The 17,635-nt window shown below is 51.3% G+C and carries 16 protein-coding genes and 3 pseudogenes; 8 read left to right on the top strand and 11 right to left on the bottom strand.

The window, feature by feature from the left end:
- Positions 1-616: 616 nt before the first annotated feature.
- A protein-coding gene (locus ACP7BO_RS00995) for an IS3 family transposase (protein WP_426208166.1) occupies positions 617-1,779 on the top strand; the annotation gives its coding sequence in 2 pieces (ribosomal slippage) (positions 617-869 and positions 869-1,779; 1,164 coding nt in all).
- 155 nt (positions 1,780-1,934) lie between these two features.
- On the opposite strand, the gene ACP7BO_RS00990 is transcribed toward ACP7BO_RS00995, so the two are convergent.
- Positions 1,935-2,183 carry a hypothetical protein gene (locus ACP7BO_RS00990; RefSeq protein ID WP_426208165.1) on the bottom strand — a complete coding sequence of 83 codons (249 nt, stop codon included), beginning with the start codon at positions 2,181-2,183 and terminating at the stop codon, positions 1,935-1,937.
- Positions 2,184-2,833: 650 nt separating this feature from the next.
- Between ACP7BO_RS00990 and ACP7BO_RS00985 the strand changes: the two genes are divergently transcribed.
- Positions 2,834-3,508, top strand: a complete 675-nt coding sequence (locus ACP7BO_RS00985) for an HAD family hydrolase (RefSeq protein ID WP_426208163.1) — start codon at positions 2,834-2,836, stop codon at positions 3,506-3,508.
- Positions 3,509-4,182: 674 nt separating this feature from the next.
- Here ACP7BO_RS00985 and ACP7BO_RS00980 read toward each other — a convergent pair.
- Positions 4,183-5,322, bottom strand: a complete 1,140-nt coding sequence (locus tag ACP7BO_RS00980) for a glutathione-independent formaldehyde dehydrogenase (RefSeq protein ID WP_426208161.1) — start codon at positions 5,320-5,322, stop codon at positions 4,183-4,185.
- A 446-nt stretch (positions 5,323-5,768) separates the two neighbouring features.
- Here ACP7BO_RS00980 and ACP7BO_RS00975 point away from each other — a divergent pair, with 446 nt between their 5' ends.
- On the top strand, positions 5,769-5,972 hold the full coding sequence (locus ACP7BO_RS00975; RefSeq protein ID WP_426208903.1) for a hypothetical protein: 204 nt from the start codon (positions 5,769-5,771) through the stop codon (positions 5,970-5,972).
- A gap of 7 nt (positions 5,973-5,979) precedes the next feature.
- Here ACP7BO_RS00975 and ACP7BO_RS00970 read toward each other — a convergent pair whose 3' ends face one another.
- The 3 genes from ACP7BO_RS00970 to ACP7BO_RS00960 all read right to left on the bottom strand — a co-directional run bounded on the left by ACP7BO_RS00970 (position 5,980) and on the right by ACP7BO_RS00960 (position 7,211).
- Complete coding sequence (locus tag ACP7BO_RS00970) at positions 5,980-6,228, bottom strand: hypothetical protein (RefSeq protein WP_426208159.1); 249 nt, start codon at positions 6,226-6,228, stop codon at positions 5,980-5,982.
- On the bottom strand, positions 6,215-6,943 hold the full coding sequence (locus tag ACP7BO_RS00965; protein ID WP_426208157.1) for a glycosyltransferase: 729 nt from the start codon (positions 6,941-6,943) through the stop codon (positions 6,215-6,217). Before ACP7BO_RS00965 ends, ACP7BO_RS00970 begins: the two co-directional genes overlap by 14 nt.
- Positions 6,944-7,025: 82 nt before the next feature.
- Positions 7,026-7,211 (bottom strand): manganese catalase family protein, encoded by a 186-nt coding sequence (locus tag ACP7BO_RS00960; RefSeq protein ID WP_426208901.1) that lies wholly within the window; start codon positions 7,209-7,211, stop codon positions 7,026-7,028.
- Between the two features lie 496 nt (positions 7,212-7,707).
- Between ACP7BO_RS00960 and ACP7BO_RS00955 the strand changes: the two genes are divergently transcribed.
- The 4 genes and pseudogenes from ACP7BO_RS00955 to ACP7BO_RS00940 all read left to right on the top strand — a co-directional run bounded on the left by ACP7BO_RS00955 (position 7,708) and on the right by ACP7BO_RS00940 (position 11,954).
- On the top strand, positions 7,708-8,433 hold the full coding sequence (locus ACP7BO_RS00955) for an OBAP family protein (protein WP_426208899.1): 726 nt from the start codon (positions 7,708-7,710) through the stop codon (positions 8,431-8,433).
- A gap of 119 nt (positions 8,434-8,552) precedes the next feature.
- A pseudogene (locus tag ACP7BO_RS00950) lies at positions 8,553-8,817 on the top strand (SDR family oxidoreductase); the annotation flags it as partial.
- 402 nt (positions 8,818-9,219) lie between these two features.
- Positions 9,220-10,326 carry a Gfo/Idh/MocA family protein gene (locus tag ACP7BO_RS00945; RefSeq protein WP_426208155.1) on the top strand — a complete coding sequence of 369 codons (1,107 nt, stop codon included), beginning with the start codon at positions 9,220-9,222 and terminating at the stop codon, positions 10,324-10,326.
- A gap of 935 nt (positions 10,327-11,261) precedes the next feature.
- A complete protein-coding gene (locus ACP7BO_RS00940; protein ID WP_426208153.1) occupies positions 11,262-11,954 on the top strand; it encodes a DUF421 domain-containing protein in 693 nt (230 codons plus the stop codon).
- A gap of 154 nt (positions 11,955-12,108) precedes the next feature.
- Here ACP7BO_RS00940 and ACP7BO_RS00935 read toward each other — a convergent pair whose 3' ends face one another.
- Together ACP7BO_RS00935 and ACP7BO_RS00930 are read right to left on the bottom strand one after the other, a co-directional pair.
- On the bottom strand, positions 12,109-13,425 hold the full coding sequence (locus tag ACP7BO_RS00935) for an APC family permease (protein ID WP_426208151.1): 1,317 nt from the start codon (positions 13,423-13,425) through the stop codon (positions 12,109-12,111).
- 243 nt (positions 13,426-13,668) lie between these two features.
- Positions 13,669-14,023 (bottom strand): annotated as a pseudogene (locus ACP7BO_RS00930) (histone-like nucleoid-structuring protein, MvaT/MvaU family); the annotation flags it as partial.
- A gap of 398 nt (positions 14,024-14,421) precedes the next feature.
- Between ACP7BO_RS00930 and ACP7BO_RS00925 the strand changes: the two are divergent.
- A complete protein-coding gene (locus ACP7BO_RS00925; RefSeq protein ID WP_426208149.1) occupies positions 14,422-14,748 on the top strand; it encodes a hypothetical protein in 327 nt (108 codons plus the stop codon).
- Between the two features lie 264 nt (positions 14,749-15,012).
- Here ACP7BO_RS00925 and ACP7BO_RS00920 read toward each other — a convergent pair whose 3' ends face one another.
- From ACP7BO_RS00920 to ACP7BO_RS00905, 4 genes and pseudogenes are all read right to left on the bottom strand, one after another.
- Positions 15,013-15,255: a hypothetical protein gene (locus tag ACP7BO_RS00920; RefSeq protein WP_426208147.1), complete on the bottom strand. Its 243-nt coding sequence runs from the start codon at positions 15,253-15,255 to the stop codon at positions 15,013-15,015.
- Entirely contained in the window at positions 15,252-15,689 is a 438-nt protein-coding gene (locus tag ACP7BO_RS00915) for a hypothetical protein (RefSeq protein ID WP_426208145.1), read from the bottom strand. The genes ACP7BO_RS00920 and ACP7BO_RS00915 overlap by 4 nt, the downstream gene beginning before the upstream one ends.
- 215 nt (positions 15,690-15,904) lie before the next feature.
- A pseudogene (locus ACP7BO_RS00910) lies at positions 15,905-16,124 on the bottom strand (DUF2188 domain-containing protein).
- A 628-nt stretch (positions 16,125-16,752) separates the two neighbouring features.
- Positions 16,753-17,457 (bottom strand): glycosyltransferase, encoded by a 705-nt coding sequence (locus ACP7BO_RS00905; protein ID WP_426208143.1) that lies wholly within the window; start codon positions 17,455-17,457, stop codon positions 16,753-16,755.
- Positions 17,458-17,635: the final 178 nt, after the last annotated feature.

Raw genomic sequence — 17,635 nt, 5'->3', positions numbered from 1 at the left:
GTTCCGTATCGGGGGCATTACGCCATACGCTTCGGGCTTCCATTCTCAAGCCTCTGGCCCATCGTGGGCCGGCGTGCTCCGCTTGCGCTTTTGGCCACAAGTTGCAGGATGGTATCGGGAACAATTATGTCGAGGTGCTCATCGGTTGCGCCAACTGATAATCCATGTCCTGTCCACACGGATGCCGCTCTACCTAAAGTGCATTGCCACCTATGAGTTTTTATTAGGGTGTGCGATAAATGCGGCACAGCGCCTGGGCACTATATCGATAGCAATTGCAATCACCCGTCTTGCCTTCCAAGAAAAGACCGTCCGCGAAAGATAGGCTTGCCGATCTACGAGTATGTCGAGGGGCTGCTCGGTGTTCGCCGCAGCATTCATGGCGCTCATGACTATTTTTTGGACAGCTGAGTAGCGGTTAAGCATGAGAACTACGATGGACGATCAAATTACACCACTTCAGGAGCTCAGAATCCTTCTCTGCTTGATCCGTCATGCAGACGCAAAAGGAAGCGTTGATTTCGACAACCCCGACGTCACGGCCACCCTGGGTGTAGTGGTCTAATGAAACCGGACACCCATTTAGGCGAGAATGTTCGCCAGAACGAGGTGTCAGATGACCAAACAACGCCGTACCTTTTCCCCTGAATTCAAACGCGAGGCTGCCGACCTCGTTCTCAAGCAGGATTACAGCTTCATTGAGGCCAGCCGCTCGCTTGGTGTCGGCGTGTCGGCTTTGCGCCGATGGGTCGACCAGGTGCAGCAAGAACGCATGGGCGTCACCCCGCAGAGCAAAGCGCTGACCCCGGAGCAGCAGAAAATCCAAGAGCTGGAAGCCCGAATTACTCGCCTTGAGCGGGAAAAATCGATCTTAAAAAAGGCCACCGCGCTCTTGATGTCGGAAGATCTCGAGCGTTCGCGCTGATTGACCAGTTGAGCATCCACGAGCCGGTTGATTGGCTGTGCAAGGTGTTTGAAGTGACCCGCTCGTGCTACTACGCTCGGCGTCTCAGGCGCCGCACACCGGATGTAGAACGCCTTCGATTGCGCAGCCGGGTGAGCGAGTTGTTCACCCAAGGCCGCAGTGCACCCGGTAGCCGTAGAATCATGGCCATGATGCAGGACGACGGCGCGCAGATCGGGCGATTCAAGGTACGCAGCCTGATGCGCGAGCTGGAGTTGGTCAGCAAACAACCGGGATCGCATGCTTACAAAAAGGCAACGGCCGAGCGGCCCGACATCCCTAATATTTTGAACCGAGAGTTTGATGTGCCCGCTCCTGACCACGTCTGGTGTGGCGATATCACTTACATCTGGGCTCAAGGGAAATGGCAGTATCTAGCGGTTGTGCTAGATCTTTTTGCCCGCCGTGTTGTGGGCTGGGCGTTGTCGGTAAAGCCGGATGCCGACTTGGTCATCAAGGCCTTGGATATGGCTTACGAGCAGCGAGGGAAGCCTCAGGGTTTGCTGTTCCACTCCGACCAGGGCTCGCAATATGGAAGCCGGAATTTTCGCCAGCGCCTTTGGCGATATCGTATGCGTCAGAGCATGAGCCGGCGAGGAAATTGTTGGGATAATGCGCCGATGGAGCGGGTGTTCAGGAGCCTGAAAACTGAGTGGATACCGACCATGGGCTACGCGACAGTCCAACAAGCTCAGCGGGATATCAGCTATTTTTTGATGCACCGGTACAACTGGATTCGACCGCACCAATTTAATGGTGGGCTGCCACCGGCTCAGGCCGAGAAAAAACTTAACGCAGTGTCCGGGATTAGTTGACCACTACACTTTGAGTTTTTCTGCGGCAGCGATTCTCTGGGGCGTAGTGAGCTTTTGGATAGACGCGTGGCCTTACTGCCATAAGCGCTATTGATTGAGCCTTGATCGAAGGCAGCACATCCTGAGGAAGCTAGGGCGTTAAGCCCTAGCAGATCTCACTTTTTCTTTTTTGCACGTTTCTCTGCCTTGTCTGATTTCTTCGCCTTTTCTGGCTTGCTATCAGCTTTCTTTACAGATTTTTTCGGTTCGGAGTCTTTTTTCTTGTCTTTCTTTTCGGAAGACTTTGAAAGAGCCGATGCCGCTGCAGATTTTTTTGCTGGTGAGGACTTTTTGTCTTTCAAGTCCTTGCTGGCTTTCGAAGTTTCACCTTTGCTTTTCTTGTCGTCTTTAGCCACGTTGACCACCTCTCAGAGTATGCCGTTGTTGGCAAAATGCCTGTGCAATTCTTCACAAGCTAATCATTAGGTGAGCGCATTCACGGGCGGTTCAAATTTTTATTGCGTTGAAATAGACAAGCCGATTTGGTCACGTCTTTCCTGATCAACGTTTTCAACAGCCCTGTACTAGGATCGTACGACGCGACTGCGCGCAATCCCTCCTGGTTTGCAGTAGAAGTGGCACGAACACCGCCCTCTCCCGCCAAGCCTATGGCGTCAGGAATGGCAATCGCGGTCGTCAGTGGTCTACCAACCGTCAGATCGCCCAACGCGAAGCTCACATCTATAGCTACTTGGCTGGCCGCATGGGCTTAGGAAACGTCACACGGATTCAAAAAGCCATGTTGTCGGCCCCGACCACCATTCTCCTTATAACACCCGAATCGTCCAGAAATAATGAACGCGTCGCTGCCTCAAGTCTCAGAACTGTATGCGGGCATGCAGGCCGTCATGACGATGAGAGAGCTATTCGAGAAGATGATGAGATTTCCGATGGGGATCGCGCCGCACCCGGCCCTGCGGATGTCGAACGAATGCCAACTGCTAGGTAACCACTTACTCGCATGCCCCTAACAATATACCCACAGCGCCAACTCTAATGAATCTGGAGGATTCCCATGCGACCTCAAACAACTTTTATATTCGACCTTGATGGCACGCTGACCGACAGCGTGTACCAGAACGTAGCCGCATGGAAAGAGGCACTCGATTCCGAGAATATCCCGCTGGCCATGTGGCGTATTCATCGAAAGATTGGTATGAGCGGAGGGCTGATGTTAAAAACCTTGTCCCGTGAAACGGGTGTAGAAATTACTGACGAGCAAGGAAGAATCTTAAGTAAAAAGCATGCGGCTGCGTATGAGGCCCTCAAAAGCCAAATAACGGCACTCCCAGGTTCAGTCGAGCTGCTAAAGACGCTTACCCATGAAAATATACAGTGGTGTATCGCAACCAGTGGTGGCGCTTCTACAGCCAAGATCAATTTAAAGGCGCTGGGTTTAGACATCAACGACATTAATATAATCACCCGCGACGATGTCAAATATGGAAAGCCTGATCCAGATCTTTTCCTTGCCGCAGCGCAAAAGCTCAAGAGACCCATTGAGGACTGCTTAGTGGTTGGAGACGCCATATGGGACATGCTTGCAGCAAGGCGGTGCAAAGCGACATGTGTGGGCTTGCTCTCAGGCGGCTACGATATTAGCGAGCTAGAAAGAGCGGGAGCCCTGAGGGTGTACGAGGATCCTCAAGACCTATTGCAACATTTAGAGGAAATAGCATCCCGACCTTGATTTCCGACAATCACTTTCAGGGCTTTTTATCAGCGGATTCATGCGTTTTCGCCGATAACCTTTCAATGATCTGGGGGGGGGTGCAGCCCCCAGCGCCGTACTGGAACTCACTTCACTTGCGCAGGTGAAGTAGGCTCGACAACGGTAACCAGTAGCCCTTCAGGACTTTTGATGCAGGGCAGGAAACCGTCAGTTCGCCGCATATCTAGCCAGCCCCTGACTTTAAGCACATCGAAAATATGCCCTTGATCCATCAACGCGAGAATCAGATCGTCTGAGATTCGATACCGACCGCACACCGGACAGTCACGCTCTTCCCACGGGCCGTCGCACATAACGCGTTCTGCAACTCCCACACAAAACAGGCATTCAACTCGATCACCATTTTATTGTTGTAATTGACTTGGGCCCAAGAGGCTCACTCCTGCTTGGGCTGCCAAGCGCTACTTACTCTCGTCAGCCTTTCCTTTCTGCATCTGTATAGAAGACTTGGTGCCACTAGAATTGTCTTTCGTCGCGTTATCCGCGTTGTCAAAGCATCCATGAAGCATGAATACACTGCATAGACATAAGCACATAGATAGCTTTTTCATGATCATTCTCCTGCTAGCTGTTGAATCTTTTTTACTGAAGAGGCCGGCCCAAAGGGAGCCGGCGAAGCCGGAGGTTGGCGTTTAAGCTGCTGGCTTGAGTACAACCTTCGTCCAGCCATCGTCACGTGCGTCGAAGTGCTTATAGGCATCTGGGCCCTCGGCAAGCTTGAGGCGGTGGGAGATGATCTGAGAAGGTTTTGCTCGGCCATGGTGGATTAGCTCAGCCAGGCGACGGTTGTAGACTTTGACGTTGGCTTGGCCCGTTCGAATCTGCTGCCCCTTGAACCAGAAAGCGCCGAAATCGAAAGCCATCTTGCCTTCCTTAGCCAGCTCATTTTTGGCTCCTGGGTCTTGCGGTACGAACACACCTACGACGCCGATGCCTCCGGTCGCTTTGGTCGAAGCGACTAGGTTGTTCATGGTCAGGTGATTAGCTTCATGACCATGGCGATCGCAGCACTGATAACCCACGCACTCGCAACCGCGATCAGTGCCCTTGCCATGGGTCAAGTTCAAGATCTGATCCACCGCCTCTTTCTCAAGCGAGTTGATGGGCGTAGCGCCCATTTGAGCAGCAAGCTTCAAGCGGTCAGGATGATTATCGACTACGAACACCTGAGAGGCACCCTTGATCATGGCCGAGTGGGCAGCCATCAAACCAACAGGGCCGGCGCCGTAGATGGCAATACTTTCCCCGGGAAGGAGGCCTGCCAACTCGGTTGCATGCCAACCAGTCGGGAAGATGTCGGAGAGCATGACGTAATCTTCTTCACGTTCTTGCGCGTCCACGGGCAACACCAGGCAGTTAAAGTCTGCATAAGGCACTCGAAGTAGTTCAGCCTGCCCCCCCTGATATGGGCCCATGTCAGCGAACCCATAGGCCGCACCCGCGCTGCCTGGGTTAGCGGTCAGACAAAACCCCGTCAGGCCTTTTTCACAGTTTTCGCAAAAGCCGCAGCCGATATTGAATGGCAGGCATACCCGATCTCCTACCTTGACCCGATCTACGCCGGAGCCTACTTCGATGACCTCGCCCAGATTCTCATGGCCAAACACTCTGCCCGTTTCAAAAGAAGTACGGCCTTCGTACATGTGCAGATCAGATCCGCAGATATTGGTGGAGGTCACTCGCACCAGCACGTCGGTGGGTTTTTCGATTTTTGCGTCCGGCACATTTTGCACACTGACGTCACGAGGGCCGTTGTAAACGATGGCTTTCATTCCATTCTCCCAGTGGCAAGACGAAAGGGAATTTTCGTCAGCACATGTTTAATCTGTCCAAGAGAACGAATCGTAGGTTCAAGATATCCGCGCCGAGTCTGACGAGCGGTTGTAGTGGTCAATTAATCCGGATACGGCGTTAAGGTTTTCTCGGCCAGAGCGGCCGCTAGCCCGCCATTGGTAGCTGAAGTTTTTCTTGAGCACGAGGTCATCAGCCTCGCACTTGAATACAGCAGAAAAGGAACGGCGCTATTTGGTCATTTGACACCTCGACCTGGCGAGCATTCACTCCTAAATAGGTGTCCGGTTTCATTAGACCATTACAGGCAGATGCCAAAACCGTTCAAAAAAATCTGAATTAATCATCCTTGAATCTCTCTCTTCTTTATCGATGGGAGATTAAGGGGGTTGCTTTGAGTTATCTGGATTGGGTTCAGTGGCCCGCCATGGTCGTGACTGTGATCGCAGCATGGCTCATCGGGTCTCAGCGGCCAGCAAGAAGAATGGCAGGGTTCTTCTGTTTCATTTTCAGCAATATCTTGTGGGTTATTTGGGGTGCTCATGCTGAGGCTTACGCGTTGATCGTTCTGCAGATCTGCCTTTGCTCAATGAACCTGCGTGGGTTTAAGAAGAATTTTCAGAATCAGTAGTCGCCACTTAATCGGAAGCTTGGCTACCGTGCCGATTTTTCCTGAACCCACGAGCATTGATGCCCAGCAAGATGCACTCGAGCACAATCAATCCGTAAGCATTTGTGTGCCACCCCCAAATAACCCATAGGGCATTGCTGAGGATGAACCCCCAAAAAGCAATCATGCGTCGGCGTGGTTGTTGAGATCCGATATACCAAGCAGAGATGACAGTCACGACCATGGCGGGCCACTGAACCCAATCAATCAGATCCACAAGTTAACCCCGACCCGAGAATAGCGTCTGAACTCAAGGACGGCTCGACCCCTAAGAGGGTATTGGGAGTAATAAGAGAGGCTAGGTAATCCCCAAACCCACCACTGCACTTGTAGTCCCGGCGCGCACTGGTGGTCACAGGGTTAGTAGCTGTCCAGACAATATGTGCGCCAATCCTCTCGAGGTCTGCAACCAGTTGAACATCCTCGTGTGCTATCAAATGCTGGAACCCACCAGCACTCCGATATGCCTCAGCACTCAGACCAAGATTGGCCCCATGGATATGGCGATGATCCTCGATAAACTGGTACAGCGCGAGGTACCTGCTACGAACGGCATCACCATATTCACTCCAGCAGTCGACCTCAACTGTTCCGCACACCGCGTCGGCTCCGAACTCAATCTGGCGCGCTAGCCAATCAGGCGGCACAACGGTATCTGCATCAGTGAATGCGAGCCATCGAGCACCTGCTTCGAGTAGCTGCTCAGCCCCCACGGATCTTGCCTTACCCACGTTTCTAAAACAGACATCTATCGACGCTACCACCTTTGCCGATACCACAGCTCCCGTATTGTCCGAGCAATGATCCAACACGACCAATATCTCGACCGTTTGACCTTGAATAGAAGGATGCTTAGCCGCAAGCAGCACAGAGTCCAAGCATTCGCCAATAAGCCGCTCTTCGTTATGAGCAGGTATCACGATTCCTATCATTAACGCTCCCTCCACCTAGCCCAGTGTCTTTAGCAATCGACACTGCGCTCATGTAGAAAGTTTAAAGTATCTAGATGCGACTCTAACCAGTTCTATAATGAGTGGTGAAATGGGAATTTTTACCGGCACCATTGATTGCCCGATACAACTCGCCCTCTTCCTCCACGCCTTCCGCCATTATCCCCTTCGCGCCCTTGTTCAACATCACAACGATTGAGCCGACGATTTCCAGATGACTGAGCTCTTCGGTGGTATGTCCATCAACAATCCCTAAGACCCAGATCTTCCTCAGCCAATGCTTGTGTGAAATATCGAGATGCCGCCTCGAGCTAACTGTTGGCTCCGCCGAATTGTTCGAGGAGTAAATTGGTCAGTCAGGGTTAGGCTGGGCAACTCGAACGGTGTATTGAAGTCGTTTGTTATGTAAGAACATGAAGACTCTCCTCAGACCTGACAGGTATCGTTACTCATTCGATAACTCAACCAATGCGATACCCGAACTCATCTGCAACTCTACTCGGCACCATAATTTCATAAGGCTTTATCTGTCGCGACCGGCGGTATAAGGCGCACGAGAAATGATTGAAATAGCACCTATCGTCGGAAATGTCGCGCAGATAAAAACTTTCCTTGTTTGGCGGCAATCCATATCGCTGCCACATAGGGCGTGCTGAAAAAGCTATTAAAGCGACAATGCACGCATAAAAGTAAATCGACTGAAGGAGCTCTCGATGAGTGGAATACGCATATTGTATAGGGTCAAAATGATGAGCGTGGTGTTGTTCGCTCTGATACTCGCCGCATGTGCGGGTAGCAATTCGCCCTCTAACGTAATCACGCCTGGCGATGCCAAATCCCCAGCCACGCAATCACTTGAGTCTGGTGCTGCACTGCTTCAGTCACGTGCGCCGATAGATGCATTGAATGCCTATCTGGATGGTTTCCATTTTTACAACGGCCACATGAATGCTCAGATGGAGGCACACCACTACTGCGCGATTCTCAACGAGGAAGTTATCCAGTGCGTGATCTACGATGGCAATCGTAAGGATGCCAAGCTGATGGGGGTCGAATACATCATCAGCGAACATTTGTTCGCGGGCCTGCCCAAAGCTGAGCAATCACTCTGGCACAGTCATGTTCACGAAGTGAAGTCAGGTCAGCTCGTGGCTCCTGGAATCCCAGAGGTAGCCGAGCATACTTTGATGGAAAAACTCGTTCATACCTATGGCAAGACATGGCATACCTGGCATTCCGACCTCAATAAAGATCTGCCCCTTGGCGTGCCTCAGCTAATGATGGGCTTCACGGCAGATGGGCAGGCCGACCCACAGATGATTGCAGATCGGGATCGTCGATTCGGTATAGATAGCGCGCAGAAGAAGAAAGCTAGAGCCGACATACCGACGCCCGTCGTTGCGCTTGGAGCGGATGCGTGGAGTCAGGGTAAGGTTTTCCAGATAACGGATCCGACGCATACCCCGCATTAACACTAACTTCATTGCCCATAATCAGTGATCGCGAGGATTGGCGACCTCTCGGTCAATTCGATTGAACGATCAGTAAGAACCCTACCTCTATTGCAAACCAGTGAAGGTAGGATGTGATCATGATCGACTCAGCAATCGGCATGAAACCAGGGGAACGATATTTAATCGAGAGCGCAGAGCTAACTCGTAATTTTCCGGGTTTCTTCCTTGATGGAAAATACTATTTAGGCCCCGAAATCCTGACTGCGGGCGGATGGCTTGAGGGTCATAAATTCCTATACGACGAACTCGACGCTGTGGGCGATCCAGTTTTTCCTGAGCGAGTTGCTGGGGTGATCGAAAACCTTACGTTGATTCTCAGTGATGGTGCGCGTCTCAAGCTGAAGGCGTTTCTCTTTCATGCACAGGAAGAACAAACCGTCTCAATAACGACTCCTCGCGGTCATGTGCATGTGCCTAATAGACCATGGCGGCTCCACGGAGAAGTGGTCGTAATGACTGGCCCCTCAAGCGGCACAGGTAGGGCTGCAGCACATGCATTCGCTGCGGAAGGGGGCAGAAGAGAAGCACAAAAAATCGCCCGGTGCTCATCGTCGCGGAAGCTGCTCTGGCATTAGGTGGTATTGCATTGGCACTCGCTCGACGGACAGCCAAAAAACGTCGCCTGCGATGATAACGTTGAATCGGTGCCTGGATTCCTTCGGCACGTCGATGGAACTCTAGGCCTCTACGATGGCCGACATTTAACAGGCGATACGTTGATTGCCTAAACACAAGGAGCTTCACATGCCCGATTTTAACGGCAAAATTCGTTACGCAGTGATCGGAGGTGGATCCATCTCTCAAGGCGCCTTTATGCCAGGGGTTGGACAAACCGAGAATTCAGTCCTGACAGCCCTTGTAACGGGTGATCCAATCAAGGCAGACAAGCTAGCAAAACGCTACTCCCTGAAAAACTACAGTTATGCGCAATACCCAGAGTTATTGGCATCCGGTGAGATTGATGCCGTATATATAGCAACACCCAATTTCCTGCACCGTGAATATGTAGTGCCCGCCCTGGAAGCAGGCATCCATGTGCTGTTGGAAAAGCCCATGGCCGCTAACGAGGATGATTGCGAAGCGATGCTGGCAGCGGCGCAACGCTCGAATGCAAAGTTCATGATTGCTTACCGCCTGCATTGTGAGCCTGGCACTCTTGAAATGATCGAGCGCGTACATGCCGGCGACTTCGGGCAACCTCGCCTGTTCACGTCGACATTCACGCAAACAGTGAAACCAACCAACCACCGGATGCAGAACGGCTTTGCAGCAGGCCCTGTGCTGGATATGGGGCCGTACCCGCTGAATATGGTGCGACAGCTATTTGGTGATGAGCCCATCGAGGTCAGCGCGGTAGGTACGACCGCACCGGGCAGTAAACTGGAAACCCCCGATACAGTGAGTGTATGCCTCAGGTTTTCCGAAGGTCGCATGGCGCAATTCACCCTCAGCTACACCCTTCCAAGCAGCGAGCGGTTCCAGCTCATTGGCACTGAGGGCGAAATCGAAGCTTCTCCCTGTTTCGGTTACGGTGAAGGTGTAGGTATTACCTATCGCGCTACCATCGGTGACCAAACCAAAGAGCACTCGCATCCTGTTGTCGACCAATTTGCAGGTGAGACGGCGTACTTCTCCGATTGCATACTGAACGACTCTACGCCGGAGCCGAGCGGGGAAGAAGGCTTTAGGGACGTTCGAGTTCTGCTCGCCGTGGGACGAGCGCTGGCAACGGGTCAACCTCAAAAACTGGATGCGCTTTCCTCAAAGACGGTGCCCGGCTCAGGCCAAAAACGCAACTTCGAGCTCGCCAGCGCTCCCGATTTCATAAATACAGAATCGCCTACCGAATAAGCTCGGCCTGTTGTCGAGGCGACCTGGACGTCGATCCGTGGGCTGATATGCCCAACACTAAGCAAGCCATCACGGCCCAAATGCGCACACGCATCGAACTGAAGTAGCACTCACTGCAGGAGAAATGGCATGGATAACTACCACATTACGCCGACTGAAAATGGTTGGACATTAAAAGAAACAAGGTGCAGAACGTGCATCGAAAACAGCAACTACGAAAGCTGAAATCATAAAGCTTGCCAGCGAGTTTCTTGATTGAAAAACAACATCGTTGAAGATCCATAAAGAAGGCGGTTCGATCCAGGAATAGCGCACATATCCTCGGAGCGTCGATCCGAAAAAAACAAAGGTTAGTCGGTCGTACTATCGGGGGAGACCAACCACATTTGACCAGTCCAGAGTTCTCCACTCAAAGATTAGGCGGTAAAAGCCCCGACCATTCGTGGCGGGGCTTTGATTAAGGCACCCGAAACCCCAGCGCGGTCATCAAGGTGGACAGCATGTACGCTTGACATCAGGCAGAACTACACGTCGGACACAGCATGGAGAAGGAATGTAGTCTGTGCAAATGGCTGCTTGGCCTAGGCTGCGTAGCGATTGCTTCTCGCGCCTTACTGGATCTGCGCTATGACCTCGCCTGCCTCGGTAGCAAGTGCAAGGCACTGTTGCGTCTGGGACTTACTGTTTTCCATTTCACCGACGGATCGACCAACTTCTGATTCAGCAAATCTACAGAGGCAATTTCTTTCGTCGCGCCGCTGGTACGTCCAGCTAATTGCGTACCTTATCCGCGACTACGGCGAAGCCTCTACACTGTTCGCCTGTAGGAGCAGTAAGCTTATACTCAACCGCCTCCATACGGGCTATCCAAGCTGCTGTTTTAGGGAAACTTTAACGCGTTACTGGCCGCTCACAAAAATAGAACAGAGGTGATTATGTACCCTTTTGATATACAACGAATGTTGATAGACGAATTCCCACTATCTTATTTACTTGAAGTAGGCTTCCGGGCTACTTTTGCTTTTTTAGCAGTGTTTCTTTTTCTCAAATCAAGTGGCAGACGAGGCATTAGGCAACTATCACTGTTTGAGCTAGTTGTTATTTTGACGCTGGGTTCAGCTGCGGGAGACGTATCTTTCTATCATGATGTGCCCCTTTTACCGGTTGCAGTAGTCTTCCTCACTCTTTTGCTGCTTTACCGCATGATTGTTCTGGCTATGACCAAGAGCAAGCAATTTGAAGCCTGGATCGATGGTTTGCCTGTTACCGTCATTAGCAATGGAATGTTCGAAATGAAGGCATTCGAGACGCTTAACATGTCAAATAGCGAATTATTAATGGAGCTTAGGCAGCAAGGCGTTGAACATCTAGGACAAGTGAGATTAGGGTTAGTAGAAACTGATGGAGACATCAGTCTTTATTTCTATGATGAGAAAGATATCTGCCCTGGACTTTCAGTCCTACCTGAAGAGCATCGACCTGAGTTTCAGAAAATGCCCACGTCGGCACTCTACTGCTGCGTGAAGTGCGGTTTCGCGCAATCTATCGATAAGGAACAAGAAGCATGCTGCTTAAGATGCAGTCATAAAATCTGGTCAATGGCGCTGAGGACTCGACGCGCCAAATAAGACTCTCACAAGAGCTGCATATTGCGTACTATTATCGCACCCTTGGTAAATTCGGCCAGTTATTTGATAACTAAGCGCAGTCAGACATTCCGCTGACAATCAGATGCTCTGACTATGCTTTATGGCTCCATCGAAGGACGAAGCGCTTACCCAACTAACTGGGCTCCCTTGGCGCGGGTAGAGCGGCCCTTGAACAGGCGAATAGCAGACTGCCTATCACGATTAATGCCCCTCCACGCATCCAGGTTTCTAGGCTTTGCTGACTGAGCAATACCAAACACGACACAATAGCGAGTACCGGAACCCACGTCGGAATCCGAAAGTGATCCTCCGAAACCTCATCACGCCGTAGGATTAACACGGACAAATTAGTGCTGAGAAATACAAATAGTAGCAGCAGGACGACGGTCTCAGCCAATGTGGCTAGAGTCCCCGTCAGCGTCAGTCCAATTGCTACAAGGGTGGTAGCAATGATTGCGATCCACGGGGTGCGCCTCTGAGGCAGCACTTTACTCAAGGCGTCGGGCAAAAGTCCAAGGCATGCCATTCCATAAGTCAAACGACTTGCCATTATCATGGTGAGAAGCGCGCCATTAGCGACCGCGACCAATGCAATGAAGGCGAAAACGCGAGGCGGAATATTTAGACCTGACGTCCGAACCACTTCAAGAAGAGGAGCCGAGGTTGCGACTAATTTTTCCATGGGTAGCACGGAAGATGCCGCCACTCCGACTGCTACGTAGACTAGTCCGGCAATAAGCAAGGCGGCAAATAACGCGCGAGGGTAAACCCTCCGAACATCTCGAATCTCTTCCGCAAGATTGGCGGATGTTTCGAATCCAACAAAAGAATAGAAGGCGAGCAATGCTGCCCCCAAAACGGCTAACATCGGGCTGACCCCTGGCTTGAATTCAAAACTGCGACTCAAATCAGCTTCACCTGTTCGGAAATACCAAGCAGCGGCAACGACGACTAAAATAAGACCTGATAGCTCAATAAGTGTCATCGCCAAGTTGGCTCTAAGAGACTCTTTGATACCCCTCGCATTTAAGAGCGCGATTACTAGCAGGAACACTAAGGCCGCAAGGTGAGAGGGTACATGGATGAACGCCGCTAGGTAATCCCCAGCAAATGCCAACGACAAACCCGCCGCACTTGTGACAGCTGCAGAAAGCATGCAAAAGCCAACGAGAAAGGAGATGAGCGGTGATCGGAAGGCCTTTTCAGCGAAAACCGAAGCAGCGCCCGCGTGGGGATATTTTGTGACCAACTCTGCGTACGAACCGGCGGTCAGCATCGCGAAAAAAAGTGCAATGAGCAACGGTACCCAGATCGCACCGCCTACTTCTCCCGCAATCGTCCCCGCGAGTGCATAAACTCCCGCTCCAAGAACGTCGCCGAGAATAAAAAGAAAAAGCATTGGGCCAGTGACGGCGCGACGCAAGGAGATCTTGGGGGTTAAGGTCTTCATATTTAACTTCCTGGCTTGAGGTTGCCACAGCAAGTCATCGGGCTCATAGCTAGATAACTTCACTCTCAAGCAATAGAAAGTCGCCTATGCCTAAAGTTCATATATCTTGCCGGAATTCTGGTTATAAGATTCCGCAACAACCACCTTAACCAAGCTTCGCAAGCCCTTTCAAGGTGACTACAATCGATGACGGAAAAGACACTGCGCGGGTCTCTTCTGGTATTCAAACCAAACTAAATTGGCCAGCCATGATGCCACGGAATATGCACCGTGCTTCGCTTCCCACTCCTTCACTCCTAGATGATTACCGTCTTAGTTTCGATCATCTCACCCGTATGAGGGTTCTTATAAACCTTCATCTGGCCGGCCTTGCGTGTGTCAGTTTTAGACGCAGGTGCAATCGAACGAAGGTTGGATCGCGAGTGAAGCAGGTTGATCACGTCTTACAAGCTATAGCCATATTTTGCGCGAAAATGTGAAGCTTCGTTTAAAATTCAATTTATTTTTTGAGACCGGCGTCGCTCTTGTGAGCTTGGAGAGCTTGGAGTTGGTCGGGGAGGTGTTTTTCAAGTTGGCGGGAGTCTGCAAGCTTAGTCATTTGAAACCTCTTCTAGATGTGTTGCACGTTTCAGCGAAAAAGACACACTCATGAACTGATGGATCTGTTTACGAACGCCTTGACTAATAAATTGAATTCCACGCAGGGGAGCAAGGTCACTACTAGGAGAATAGAAGACGACACAGCAGCGAGAGAAGATTATGAGCCTTGCAATGACAATTTTCAGCATCATCACCGCGTGGATGTCTATAGCAATTTCCATGTTGTGGGGGATATTGCGTATAGCACGTCGACACCACCCACTCGCTCAGGAAGATGACGTACCTAGCGTTCGCTGGAAATACCTATCAGATCCGCATGTACTGCCATTTTGCACCAACCCTAACTGATGCGAAGGACATGTCCGACCGCTTAGTAAGGCATCTGGAGCTACACTTATGTATCCAACTACACCCGATGGCCGCTATTTCGTAGTCAATGGCAAACTCTGGCGGTGTAGTAATCCTTCACTACCCGCAGACGTTCGGCAAAACCTTGTTAACGAACTGATGGCCGCACGTCGTGAGGTAAAGAACGCTAAAGCATCAAATGATGCGGAGCAATTGAAGGGCGCGAGGGCCAAGGTACAAAAGGTCAAGGTTAAGCTGGGTGAGCGCGGCCCAGTATGGTGGGACGATGGTTCCCCCGACTTTGCTCAGCGTAACGTCAAAAATACGTCCTATTCTGAGTGGTATGAATCTCTTGCTGGTACGAAAGCGAAATGAGGGTCTTACGCTGGCTACCCTATTTATCCTGTCTTAGCCTTTAAAGAAAACTGGTACTGGACGACAATCCCGCCATGCACGCTGAGCAGTGGCGCAAAGTGGCAAAGGAGGCTCGTTCAGCGCTGGTTGGTGGCATTCACGAATTAGCTTCCCCTGAGAAAGATCTGCGAGGGCCGTGAGAGCTGATTTTCGGTCGAAGTAGTGTAAATACGCGCTGGCGGGAATAAGCGTTATGGCATGTAATTTTGCCTCAATGACGATCCGCTAGAACTTCGGTGCATCGCCTGTGGCTTCCGCAATGGTGGCCAAAGCCTCCTCCATATCGGCGATGTTGTCTTGAAGCTTCTGAAAAACCAACAGGAAAGCGCCGTCCACATCCACGGTCTGGTGGCCACGAAGCGTACCTACTCTTTCATCCTGCATCCCATGAAGACGATTGACGCTCTCTCGCAGAGCCAACAGCTGATCAAAGATGGCGCCGATTTGAGCTTGGCTCTGTGCACTCATTGATACCACCCAAGCCTTAAACTGATCTCCCTTCGATAGGACGTATCGATCTGAGCCGGCACCTGCCTAACGTTGTCCCGCGCGTGCTCCTGCGCATCGGCACTCAAACTCGCTAGATATGAAACAGCGTCATCAACAGTTGGGATCAAACCTTGAATGTCTTCGAATCTGGGCGTAAATGCAGTCCAGATAACTGCGTCCAATTGGTGAATGAGTGCCCATTCGGCGATCACTCTCACTGGAGAGCTACTGGTGGTAAAAACACCGATTCCATCATCCCTGTCTTCTGGAATTTGCTCTCGGACACGCAAGGCCTCGCATGCCTCTTCGAGGCCTTTTACATTTGATACTGCCCAGAGAACGGTGCATGGATGCGCATTCGCACAGATCGCCGTTGCGAGTTCTCCACCATCACCGACTCGCGAAAATTCCATGGGCAAATCCGGCCCATCCAAAAACCATTTGCTCGCGAGCGGTAATGCTCCAGGTTTCCAAATCAGGGATCTCCATCCTAGACATGCAATTACCATTGAAGAGTTCCTGTGGTTAGACAAGCGCCGCGGGAATGGGAAGCGAACTCCTGATAAAGCTGACTTCTTTGTTAAGGATCGAAGTCTTCTTCGCAGCCGCGCAATCTTTTGGATTCGATTTAGCCTTTTGTTTTCCTAGGGTCGGCGGCGCCAGGAAAGGTACGCTCCTCTTGAATCGTCCTAGCCGATTTGCGGATTTTCAGCGAGGCTGTTTTACCTGCAGAAATTCGCTGGCTATTTCAATGATTTGCGCTTTCGTAGAGGCCATTTTTGAAGCACGTTGTGCGCCCTTTTTGACAAGCTACCTAGCGTTTTCTTTGTGATGTGATAGTTACCCATGGATCACCTCGACATGATTTATCAACAACAGCTAGAAGGTTGACCATTGTCGAACTGCAGAGTTTGAAAGAATTGGCGAAGAAACTGATGCTGCCTACAATTGCGTGCGCCCCCCCTGCACAACGACGCTAACGAGAGGATTAGCTGACTTAGGTGCGCTCCAGGCCAGCCTCGGCGTTTCGGTTTGCGACCATCTGTGCTATCCCTTCATCGTCATATTGCCGGGTAAGAAATTTGCGGGTCAAGACGGCAGTTCATCTAGCGCCGGTCAGCCCAAAGAAAAGCCCCTCGCCTTTCTGAATGCAAAACTCTGAACGTCGAATTGTGGGGCACAGGATATGGGCGTTGCATGTCTGTATTAATGGATCACGGTCGCCGATAAGAACCAGCGTACGTTGAGGCAGCCGAAGCAGGCTTGTCCATCCGAACAAGGCTGCTAGCTGGAAATAACAGGTTCTCGGCAACGTGTTGTGGGTGATTTGGAGATTTTACGCAGGCGCGTATGCATTGATCGTATTATAAGTTTGTCTATTCCTGATGAACCACGTTGAGGCTACCGTCACAGCCATGGGTTGCCATTGCAGGAAATCGATGCACTCCAACTTGTCACCTCCTTCCCACAGCACTTTCAAAGAGAGACGCCGGCGCTAACCTGTGGATCAAGCGCAGGCAATCCCAGGAGTGAGACCCCCAGATTGACCAGATACTCTCCAAACCCTTCGCGACTTTTGTAATCCTTCCGGGCGCTGGTGATTAACGGATTCGTGGCTGTCCAAACGATATGAGCACCAACCCTCTTCAGGTCAGCAACCAAATGGACATCTTCGTGTGCAGTGAGATGCTGAAACCCGCCAGCGTTCCGGTCGGCCTCGGCACTCAGTCCAAGATTGGCGCCGTGGATGTGCCGGTGATTCTCGATGAATTGGTAAAGCTCCATGTGCTTTGAGCGAACCAATTCTCCATGGCTATTCCAGCTATCCACCTCAACTGTCCCACAAGCTGCATCAGCCTTGAACTCAACCTGCCGTGCCAACCAATCGTGGGGCACGACAGCGTCGGCATCGGTGAAAGCAAGCCATTTCGCGTCAGCGGCCAGCATATGATCTGCGCCGGTTGCTCTCGCCTTACCCACATTCTGAAAAGAAATCTCGATCCCGGTTACACCGTACGCTGAAACGATCTGTTTTGTCTGATCAGCACAATCGTCTAAAACGACGACTACGGAAACTGGGTGGCCGGTCAATGCAGGATGCGTAGCGGCGAAGAGAGCAGATGTTAGACACACAGCAATGTGGTTCTCTTCATTGTGGGCAGGTATGACAACACCGATCATTAACGTCACCTCCGACTACCTGAGTTACAGACTCCAGCAGTCGACCTACTTCCGCTCCATTAGGTTTAGAAAATTTCCAGCGAGGGTATATAGGCGACCGCTAGTCATTTGGGTCTATATCATTCTGAACTTACTTTCTTCGATCCTCCTCTCCCTCTTACCATCCAGCTGAAGTAGG

The organism is Pseudomonas sp. TWR2-1-1, assembly GCF_049897045.1.
GTDB lineage: Bacteria > Pseudomonadota > Gammaproteobacteria > Pseudomonadales > Pseudomonadaceae > Aquipseudomonas > Aquipseudomonas versuta.
The sequence above is the reverse complement of the archived record's forward strand: the minus strand, read 5'-3'. Positions and strand labels throughout refer to the sequence as shown.